The following is a 9,722-nucleotide window of genomic DNA, read 5'->3' as shown; positions in this document are numbered from 1 at the left end:
TGAAATGTCTGCATAGTTTGGTGCATCGCTCAAGAAATCATCTGACACATTTATTAGATACCTTTATTTATATTGGAGCGGGCCTCTGGAACTTTAAACTCTCATTGAAAACACCAACTTAGGTAGGGAACATGTCTAATGCTTAGAGAGCTTATTAGGCCAACGTCCGAGAAGCTTCCAGCCCATGCTCAATGGCAAGGTAAATATCATCCCTCGGCTGAATCACCCACTCGTCGAACCAAACCCGCAACCCCACCTCCCCCAACCGCTCCGCCAACCGCCGCACACGGGGCTTGTCCTGCGAGTTAGGACTCAGAAAAATATCGTAATATGTGAAATCGGTTGCGCTGCTCATGGGATGTCTTGCCGGAGACTGAAAGAATAGGGATATGTTACGACTTTTTCATACCTCGTTATCCAACTAGCTCAAGCCGCCGAGTCGTGAAGATAAGCTAAGATACCCCCACCTCCCTTCCACATGAGGAACTCCCCATGCTCACCATCACCGCCGCCGAAGCCCAACGCCGCTTCGATAAATTAATCGCCCACTCCGCCCGAGAACCCGTCGAAGTCACCGGCCCGGACCAAACCGTCGTTTATGTCGTTTCCGAAAACAACATGCGGGAACTCATGGATGTGCGGCGGCGGCGCGAAGAAGTCGCCCATTGGTACGCCGAATATCGGCAAAAAGCGACGGCATGGACGACTACCGCTAACGACCTGACCGATGACGATATAAACAGACCGTAAGCCGAGCGCGCCCCCGCGCCCGAGGCATTTCCCCATCACAACGAGGAAACCAACATGAACGCCATCGCCGAAAAAATCCACATCATCGAATCCCTCAGCCCGGACCCGAAGGCCACCGTCCGGCTGCTGGACAAAGTCATTGGCTGCTTAGCCGATGACTACCGGCGCAAGCTGGCGGAGCTAGAAGGGGTATTGGCTGGTTTCGAGCGCCAACACGGCATGACGACGGCAGAGTTTCTGCGCGGCTTTGAATCCGGCGAATTGGGCGATGCGCCCGAATGGTTTGATTGGGATGGCTATGCCGCTTTAGCCGAGGAGGCACGCCGGAAATTGGCGGAGGTCGGCCATGGACGCACATGAACTGGTTGCCGACCGGCTGCGGAATATTCGTGGCGCGTTAATGGCATCCCCCAGCGTCACGGAAATACGGGTACTCCACGAGCAAGCTCTGGGCAACGTGGGGTATTTCAGGATTCGCGGCAAACTCGTCAATTCCGACGAGTTTCTGTTTATGGAGCGATTTCGGCACAAGGAAAATGCCATCGTCATCGAAAAATACAGCTTCCACTGGCAACGCGCCGATGGCTCGCTCGTCCGGCGCTGGGATAACGCGCCCCACCACCGGGAAATCGCCACGTTTCCCCATCATTTGCACGAGGGAGAGGAAGCAAATGTTCTGCCCCACGAGGCGATGGACTGCTTCGCAATGTTGCGGCTAATTGAAAAGCCGTAGGTCGGACATGGAACACATGCCCGGCCCCACACGCCCCGCCCAAACTAAAGTTCGAACTCCAGCCCGCCCCACGGACGAAAGCCGTGAAAATAACCGCCCCACCCGCCCCGCACTAATCCCGAGAAAAGTTGTCAGCCATTTAGCCAAAAGCTAAGCTGTGCCACCCAACGCCAATGGAGCCGTTTCCGATGAACGCATTCACCCTTATCTTCTTGATCGCCTTGGCCGTTTCCTTCGGGGTTGAATACTGGCTGTCGCGCCGCCAAGTCGCCCACGTCGCCGCCCACCGCGACGCCGTGCCCGTCGCCTTCCGCGACTCGGTCACGCTGGAAGCCCACCAAAAAGCCGCCGACTACACCACGGACAAGAACCGCCTGGGCAACATCGACCGGGTGATTTCAACGGCCATCCTGCTGCTGTTCACCCTCGGCGGCGGCATCGGCGCGGTGGCGGGCATGTGGAGCGGCTTCGGACTCTCGTCGCTGTGGACCGGCGTCGGCGTCATCCTGACCACCCTCTTCCTCATCCAATGCCTGGACCTCCCCACCAGCCTCTACCAAACCTTCGTCATCGAGGAGCGCTACGGCTTCAACCGCAACACCCCGGCGCAATACGCCAAGGACATGGGCCTGCAACTGCTGCTCAGCATCGCCATCGGTGCCCCGCTGCTCGCCCTGATTCTGTGGGTCATGGACAGCGTGGGCCAATACTGGTGGCTGCTGGCCTGGGCCATCCTGATGAGCTTTTCCATCCTGATGAGCTGGGCCTTCCCCACCTTCATCGCCCCGCTGTTCAACAAGTTCACCCCGCTGCCCGACGAAACCTTGCGCAAGCGCATCGAGGCGCTGCTTGACCGCTGCGGCTTCCACAGCAAAGGCATCTTCGTCATGGACGGCTCGCGCCGCTCCGGCCACGGCAACGCTTATTTCACCGGCATCGGCGACAGCAAGCGCATCGTGTTCTTCGACACCCTGGTGAATTCCCTGGAACACGACGAACTGGAAGCGGTGCTGGCCCACGAGCTCGGCCACTTCAAGCGCAAGCATGTGTTGAAAATGCTGTTCACCAGCGCCGGATTGAGCCTGATCGGTTTCGGCCTGCTGGGCTGGCTGAGCGGACAGGCGTGGTTCTACGAGGGCTTGGGCGTGACCGGGGTTTACGGCACCACCACCGCGAACGCCACCGCCCTGCTGCTGTTCATGCTGGTGGCGCCGATCTTCAGCGGCTTTTTGCAGCCGATCATCGCCTTCATCCAACGCAAATACGAGTTCGAGGCCGACGATTTCGCCGCCAGCCACACCCAGTCGGGCCACCTCATCAGCGCCCTGGTCAAGCTGTACCGGGAAAACGCCAGCACACTGACCCCCGATCCGCTGTACGCCGCCTTCCACTACAGCCACCCGCCCGCCGCGATCCGCATCGCCCACCTGTCCGCCAAGGCTTCGTAACCCACCCACATGGCAAAACGGGACAGCAACGGCTTCGGCCAACCAGCCACGCCGTCTGTTCCGGCTTCGCCCGGGCAGGCAGGTCTGGTCATCAGCCATCTGGGCCAAGGATTGGCCGTCGAGAATGCCACCGGGGAAATCATCCTTTGCCACACCCGCCGCCGCCTGGGCGATGCCGCCGTGGGCGACCGGGTGCTGTGGGAGCCATGCGACGGCAATCTGGGCCGGGTCATGGAAGTCCTGCCGCGCCGGAGCGTCCTCACTCGGCCCGGCTATGGCGGGAAGATTCGGACGGTGGCCGCCAATTTGGATCAAGTGCTGGTGGTCACGGCCCCGGAGCCGGAGCCGGACTGGCTGCTGGTGGATCAATACCTGGCCGCTTGCGAGCATCGGAACTTAGGCGCCGCCATTATCCTGAACAAGATCGACCAAGCGCAGGACCGGAACGCCATCCACGCCGCGCTGGCCGAGTATGAAGCCGTCGGTTACGCCTGCTTCGAAGTCAGCGCCAAGAGCGGCGAAGGACTGCCCGCCTTGCGGGCCGCGCTGGCCGGACGTTGCAACATGCTGGCCGGGCAATCGGGGGTGGGCAAATCCTCGCTCACCAACGCCCTGCTGCCGGACAAGCAACTCCGCACCCGCGAGCTATCCGAAAAGGCCAACCTGGGTCGGCACACCACCACCGCCGCCACGCTCTACCACCTGCCCGACGGCGGCAACTTGATCGACAGCCCCGGCGTCGCGGTGTTTGGCCTCGCGGAAATGAATGGGCAGGATTTGGCTTATGGTTTCCGGGAATTTCGGCCCTATCTGGACCAATGCCGGTTTCGGGATTGTCGGCACATCAACGACAAGGGCTGCTCGGTGCGGGGAGCGAGCGAAAAGGGGGGAATCAGCGCGGGGCGGTATCAGCGGTATCTCAAGCTGTTGGATAGGCTGCGGGTGGGGGCGTGAACAGCCGAGACCTTAGATACCGGCTTTTTTAGATCAAGTGAGCCACTTTAAGCAAGACGCCGATGATGAGCGCACCCTGCAGAATACCGGCACTCACCACCCAGCGGACCAAATCGGCACGGGACTCGGCGATTTTGACCTCGACACCCTTGATTTCCAAGCGCACACCTTCGACCTCCCGCCGGATGGTTTCGATTTCCTTTAACAGACGCAACTCGGTCTCCCGCAATTGGCTCTGAGTGGCGGCATCTTTGAGATGCGGGTAATGCTCCTCAAGCTGACCGAATGCCTCCGCGATAATCTTGGCCTTCGCCCGTTCATCGGTGGCCTCAGTAAGCTGCTCATAAAGGTGTAAAGCGGTCACGCCCATGGAAAAGCCCCTTTGGATTGCTGATCGAGGCGGAGTATATCAGCCCAAAGACTATGATTTTGGTCGCAAAAAAAGGCGTCCCGCCGAGGCGGGACGCCTTTTTTCCGCTAAGCCCGAAGACCGGACATCAACCCTGCTGTAGCAAGCTGCGCAGGTCGATGGTCGCCGTGTTGGCGCGGGCGATGTAGTTGGCGAGGGTCAGCGAGTAGTTGGCGAACAGGCCGAACCCGCCGCCGTTCAGGATCACCGGGCTGAGGAAGGGCTTCTGGCTGCTTTCCAGTTCGCCGATGACTTGCTGCAATGTGACCATGGCGGTTTTGTTGCCGAGAATATCGCGGAAATCGAACGCGATGGCCTTCAACACATGCATGGCCGCCCAAGTGTAGCCACGGGCCTCGAAGAAGCGGTCGTCAATTTTCATCCACGGCGTCCGGGCGGATTCCAAACGGCGATCATCCGAACCGGCGCCTTCTTGTGCCATAGCAATCTCGCCGCCGGTGCTGGTGCTGGCGCCCAGGCGGTTGGAATAGTCACCCAGACGCTTTTCCAAGACCTCCAAATATTGGCGGAGGTTGTCGGCGCGGGCATAAAAGCTGGCTTCCCGCTTCATCACCCGCTCGCGGTAGTTCACCAGCGACTCGATGCCCTTCTCGTACTCGGATTCCGAGGAGGGCAACTGCCAGGATTTGTAATCGAAGTACAAGAAGGGTTCGCCCCGCGCCAAATCCGGGTCTTCCTGGGATTGGTTCTGGGCGCGGGAAATATGGTTACGCAGGGCGGTCGTCGCATCGCGGAGGGCGATCAGGGCACCCAATTCCCAATTGGGAATGTTGTCCAGCATGACGCTGGGCGGAAACACGTCGTTGGTCAGGAAACCGCCCGGCTTGTGCAGCAAGGTGTCGGCGATTTCAATCAAGGTGCTGGAATAGGTGTAGCCCAGCGGGAGTTCCTTGGGATTCTTGACGTTCGCCTCCGTGGCGGCGACCTCGACCACATCGAATTTGACGGGTTCACGACTCCAGTACCAGCCAATACCGTAAAGAAGGAGCAGCACGAAAGCCACCCCGGTGCCGACCTTCCAGAGAAATCCTTTTTCGTTGAGGTTGCCACGGGCGAATAAGCCCTTGAGTCCGGTCGGGGAAGCCTGCTGCGGGCTTTCGGAGGTATCTGGCACTGACATGAATTAAATCCTGTAATGAATTCCGAGACTTAGTGGATTATACCGTAAAGGGCTTACCCACGTCACAAGGGGTCCGGCTTGGCCCGTTTCTTGGCGCGGGGGTGGGCGCGGTCGTAAACCGAGGCCAAATGCTGAAAATCGAGGTGGGTATAAATCTGCGTGGTGGCGAGGTTGGCGTGGCCCAGCAACTCCTGGACGGCCCGCAAATCGCCGCTGGATTCCAACAAATGGCTGGCGAAGGAATGCCGCAGCCGGTGGGGATGGACATGCTCCGACAAGCCTAGTTTTTGCTGCCAGCGCGCCAAGCGGACCTGCACCGTGCGCTGGGCGATGCGCGTGCCGAGACGGCTGACGAACAAAGCCCGCTCCCCCGCCCCCGCGTAGCCGTCGCGAATGCTGAGCCAGCGCTCCACGGCCTCGGCGGCGCACTTCCCCACCGGCACATGGCGGGATTTCCGGCCCTTGCCCTGACGCACCAGCACCATGCCCGCCGCCAAATCCAGGTCGGTGAGGTCCAGCCCGGTCAATTCCGAGAGCCGCAGCCCGGACGAATAGAACAGCTCCCACATGGCGAGGTCGCGGCCTTCCAGCGCATCTTCCGGCGGCGCTTCGAGCATCCCGACCATTTGGTCCACGTCCAAGGGCTTGGGCAGTTGGCGCGGGGCTTTCGGCGCCCGGACGCCCCGGGCCGGGTTGTGGGTGGATTCCCGCCGCTTGGCGAGGAAATCGAACAGCCCCCGGATCGCCGACAACTCGCGCTGCAAGCTGCGGCTGCACATGCCGTCACGATGACGGCGGGCGATGTGTTCGCGGATGTGGGCCGGGGCCAGGTCGGTCCAGGCTTCGACGCCGCGCTGCTCACAGAATTCCTTCAAGCGGGCGAGGTCGTGGGCATAGGCGTCCAGCGTATGGGGCGAGGCCCGCCGCTGGAAGCGCAGCGTGTCGAGGAAGGCGTTGAGTTGGCGGTCGGCCTCGTCCCGCATGAAGCCTAACCCTGACCGCCGACCAGGGCGGCGAGGCGGGCGGCGAGGATTTCCCCCATCTGGGTCAGGAACAGCAAGCCCATGCCCGGCTGGAAGCGCCTCGCGTCGTGGCTGCCGATGGCGAGCAAGCCGCGCAGTCCCGCGTGTTGCAGCGGCACCAGGGCATAAGAAGCGATCTCCGGTGCCCGCTCACCGAACAGGAATTCCGCCTGGACCGGGTCCGGCTTGCCGCAATGGGGCTGCCCGGAATCCAGCGCCGTGGCGAACAATTCCGACCCACCGCCGCCCGGCGCCATGCACAAGTTGGCGATGGGGCTGGAAACATTCGGATCGGCGATGCGCACCGCCACGAAGTCCGTCTGGAAATATTGGTGCAGCGCCCATTCCAGCCCGGCCAAGGCGTCCTCCAGTCCGGTGGCGGACAACAGCGTCAGGGTAAGCTGATGGATGCGCTGATGGAGCGTGTCGTTGTCGCGGGCGATGTGGACGATGTCGTTGATCTGTTCTTGTAGCCGGTCGTTCCTGTCGCGCAGCAAGGCGACTTGCCGGGACACCAAGGAAACCGCCTCGCCGCAAGGATGCGGAATCTTGAGGATTTCCAGCAGGTCCAGATGCTCCTCGAAAAAGCCGGGATGCTGATACAGAAACGCCTCCACCTCGGCCATCGTCACCCCGCTCTCGGGATTCCGCTTCTTAGATACTTTAGGCACTTTGGAAACTACTTTGCGGGTCATAACTCGATTTCCCCGTTAAACACCACCACCGCCGGGCCGCTCATCAATACGGAGCCGCCCCGCCCTTGCCAGTCAATATTCAGCGATCCGCCCGGCAGGTCGATCCGCGCCGGGCTGTCCAGCCAGCCCCGCTCGATGCCCACCACCGCCGCCCCGCAGGCGCCGCTGCCACAAGCCAGGGTTTCGCCGGCACCGCGCTCGAACACCCGCAGCCGGGCATGATGGCGGTCGAGAATTTGTAGGAATCCGATATTGGCCCGCGCCGGAAACAAGGGATGGCTTTCCAGTTGCGGACCCAGGGTTTGCACGGGTGCCGAGTCCACATCCTCCACCCGCAGCACGGCATGGGGATTGCCCATGGACACCGCGCCGAATTGGTAGGCTTCGCCGTCGATCTCCACTGGATAGCACAGCGCCTCGGATTCGGCCCGCAACGGGATTTCCGCCGGGGCGTGGCGGGGAATGCCCATGTCCACCGTCACCGTGCCGTCGTCCAAAAGATTCAGGATCAAGCGGCCCGCGTCGGTGTCCACCCGGATTTCGGATTTGTCGGTCAGCCCCGCTTCCTGCACGAAACGGGCGAAACAGCGGGCGCCGTTGCCGCATTGGGCCACTTCGCCGCCGTCGGCGTTGAAGATGCGGTAGCGGAAATCGGCGTCCGGGCTGGACGGCGGCTCGACCACCAGCACTTGGTCGCAGCCGACGCCGAAATGCCGGTCGGCCAGGAACCGGACTTGCTCCGCCGTAAGGGCCACGGCTTGCCGCACGGCGTCGATGACCACGAAATCGTTGCCCAGCCCGTGCATTTTGGTGAATTTCAAACGCATCGCTCAATCCGCCAAGAATTCGCCACGGAACAAATCGGTCAACGCCTCACGCTGACGAACGAGATGAACCTTATCGCCGTCGGCCATGACCTCGGCGGGACGGGGGCGGGAGTTGTAATTGGAACTCATGCTGAACCCGTAGGCGCCCGCCGAACGCACCGCCAGCAAATCGCCTTCGCGGATTGCCAACCCGCGCTCCTTGCCGAGGAAGTCGCCGGTCTCGCACACCGGGCCGACGATGTCGTACACCTGTTTCGGCGCGGATTCCGCCGGACGCACGGGAATGATGGCCTGCCAAGCCTCGTACAGCGCCGGGCGGATCAAATCGTTCATGGCCGCGTCCACCACGGCGAAATGCTTGACGCTGTTGGATTTGAGGTATTCCACGCGGGTCAGCAGCACGCCCGCGTTGCCCACGATGGCCCGGCCCGGCTCCATGAGGATTTCGTAATCCAGCCCGGCCAGCCGTTCGGACAGGGCGGCGGCGTATTCGGCGGGTTCTGGCGGAGATTCAGCGTCGTAGCGAATCCCCAAGCCACCGCCGATGTCCAGGTGATGAATAGCTATGCCCTCTTCTTTCAATTTGTCGGCCAGCACCAGCACCCGGTCCAGGGCGTCGATGAACGGCGTCACCGAAGTAAGCTGGGAGCCGATGTGGCAGTCGATGCCGACGACCCGGAGATTGGGCAAACTGGCCGCGCGCCGGTAATGGTGTAGCGCCTCGTCTATGTCGATGCCGAATTTGTTCTCCCGCAGTCCCGTAGAAATATAGGGGTGCGTGCCAGCGTCCACATCCGGGTTGACCCGCAGGGACACGGACGCGGTTTTGCCCATGTCGCCCGCGATGCGGTTCAGCCGGTCCAACTCGCCCGGCACTTCCACGTTGAAGCAGCGGATGCCGACCTCCAGCGCCCGCCGCAATTCGTCCTCCCGCTTGCCCACGCCGGAGAATACGACCTTGGCCGGATCGCCGCCCGCCGCCAGCACGCGCTCCAATTCGCCCACCGACACGATGTCGAAGCCGGACCCCAAACGGGCCAATACATTCAGCACGGCTAGATTGGAATTGGCCTTGACCGCGTAGCACACCAAATGGGGCCGGTCGGCGAAGGCCCGGTCGAAGGCGTGCCAATGGCGTTCCAGGGTGGCGCGGGAATAGACATAGCAGGGCGTGCCGAAGCGTTCGGCAATGACCGACAGGGGGACTTGCTCGGCGCACAATTCGCCGTCGCGGTATTCGAAATAATCCATCAGGGTTGATCTTTCTCGGCGGGTTCTTGCTCAACCGGCGCGGGCGGTTGATTCGGTGGCTTAGCTTTCAGGGTGGCTTTCGGCCCATGGGGCTTATGGCCCTCTAAGTAGAGCGGGCCTTTTTGCCCACAGCCCGCGACGAACGGCGGGAGCAAGCAAATAGCCAGGATGAGGCGTCGTGATACGGCCATGTAACAATAAATCAGGATGAACGCTTAAAGGCGGGTCATTCTAATGGAAAAACTGCCCTGCCCCAATTGGCGCGATGCCGCCCCAGCCATTCCTACGCGGAATAGCTTTACTCCCTCTCCCACCGGGAGAGGGAACCGAAGCGACATAGCGCGATTGCCCTGATTCCGCTTGGCTCAATCGCGTCGGATCGTTTAATGTGTGCCCACTCAGCGCGAAACAGGCCAACGCCACACCCCGGCAGGAACGGTGCGGCATTCATTACGATTGCCCACCATCGCTGGTTCGCTCCAAGGATTCCCA

The 9,722-nt window shown here is 61.4% G+C and carries 13 protein-coding genes; 5 read left to right on the top strand and 8 right to left on the bottom strand.

Annotation, left to right across the window (positions count from 1 at the left end):
• Positions 1–154 precede the first annotated feature (154 nt).
• Complete coding sequence (locus ACXWUF_RS12390) at positions 155–355, bottom strand: toll/interleukin-1 receptor domain-containing protein (RefSeq protein WP_458494979.1); 201 nt, start codon at positions 353–355, stop codon at positions 155–157.
• Between the two features lie 137 nt (positions 356–492).
• On the opposite strand from ACXWUF_RS12390, the gene ACXWUF_RS12385 reads away from it, so the two are divergent.
• The 5 genes from ACXWUF_RS12385 (at position 493) to rsgA (ending at position 3,885) form a co-directional block, all read left to right on the top strand.
• Positions 493–750, top strand: coding sequence for a hypothetical protein (locus ACXWUF_RS12385; protein WP_458494978.1), 258 nt, complete (start codon positions 493–495; stop codon positions 748–750).
• A gap of 54 nt (positions 751–804) precedes the next feature.
• Positions 805–1,110 carry a hypothetical protein gene (locus tag ACXWUF_RS12380; protein ID WP_458494977.1) on the top strand — a complete coding sequence of 102 codons (306 nt, stop codon included), beginning with the start codon at positions 805–807 and terminating at the stop codon, positions 1,108–1,110.
• Positions 1,097–1,483 (top strand): toxin-antitoxin system TumE family protein, encoded by a 387-nt coding sequence (locus ACXWUF_RS12375; protein ID WP_458494976.1) that lies wholly within the window; start codon positions 1,097–1,099, stop codon positions 1,481–1,483. Before ACXWUF_RS12380 ends, ACXWUF_RS12375 begins: the two co-directional genes overlap by 14 nt.
• 188 nt (positions 1,484–1,671) lie before the next feature.
• A complete protein-coding gene (locus ACXWUF_RS12370; protein ID WP_458494975.1) occupies positions 1,672–2,931 on the top strand; it encodes a M48 family metallopeptidase in 1,260 nt (419 codons plus the stop codon).
• 9 nt (positions 2,932–2,940) lie between these two features.
• Positions 2,941–3,885, top strand: coding sequence for a ribosome small subunit-dependent GTPase A (gene rsgA, locus ACXWUF_RS12365; RefSeq protein ID WP_458494974.1), 945 nt, complete (start codon positions 2,941–2,943; stop codon positions 3,883–3,885).
• 28 nt (positions 3,886–3,913) lie between these two features.
• On the opposite strand, the gene ACXWUF_RS12360 is transcribed toward rsgA, so the two are convergent.
• The 7 genes from ACXWUF_RS12360 to lptM all read right to left on the bottom strand — a co-directional run bounded on the left by ACXWUF_RS12360 (position 3,914) and on the right by lptM (position 9,421).
• Entirely contained in the window at positions 3,914–4,255 is a 342-nt protein-coding gene (locus ACXWUF_RS12360) for a hypothetical protein (protein WP_458494973.1), read from the bottom strand.
• Positions 4,256–4,382: 127 nt separating this feature from the next.
• On the bottom strand, positions 4,383–5,435 hold the full coding sequence (locus ACXWUF_RS12355; RefSeq protein ID WP_458494972.1) for a DUF2333 family protein: 1,053 nt from the start codon (positions 5,433–5,435) through the stop codon (positions 4,383–4,385).
• Between the two features lie 62 nt (positions 5,436–5,497).
• Positions 5,498–6,418, bottom strand: a complete 921-nt coding sequence (gene xerC / locus ACXWUF_RS12350) for a tyrosine recombinase XerC (RefSeq protein WP_458494971.1) — start codon at positions 6,416–6,418, stop codon at positions 5,498–5,500.
• Between the two features lie 5 nt (positions 6,419–6,423).
• The gene (locus ACXWUF_RS12345) at positions 6,424–7,152 is read right to left on the bottom strand and encodes a DUF484 family protein (protein ID WP_458494970.1); all 729 of its coding nucleotides are present in this window, start codon (positions 7,150–7,152) and stop codon (positions 6,424–6,426) included.
• Positions 7,149–7,979 (bottom strand): diaminopimelate epimerase, encoded by an 831-nt coding sequence (gene dapF / locus ACXWUF_RS12340; protein WP_458494969.1) that lies wholly within the window; start codon positions 7,977–7,979, stop codon positions 7,149–7,151. The genes ACXWUF_RS12345 and dapF overlap by 4 nt, the downstream gene beginning before the upstream one ends.
• Before the next feature lie 3 nt (positions 7,980–7,982).
• Entirely contained in the window at positions 7,983–9,230 is a 1,248-nt protein-coding gene (gene lysA, locus ACXWUF_RS12335; RefSeq protein WP_458494968.1) for a diaminopimelate decarboxylase, read from the bottom strand.
• Positions 9,230–9,421: an LPS translocon maturation chaperone LptM gene (gene lptM, locus ACXWUF_RS12330; RefSeq protein ID WP_458494967.1), complete on the bottom strand. Its 192-nt coding sequence runs from the start codon at positions 9,419–9,421 to the stop codon at positions 9,230–9,232. The genes lysA and lptM overlap by 1 nt, the downstream gene beginning before the upstream one ends.
• Positions 9,422–9,722 lie beyond the last annotated feature (301 nt).

It is taken from the genome of Methylomagnum sp., from assembly GCF_054333355.1.
This window is presented reverse-complemented; position numbering and strand designations above follow the sequence as displayed.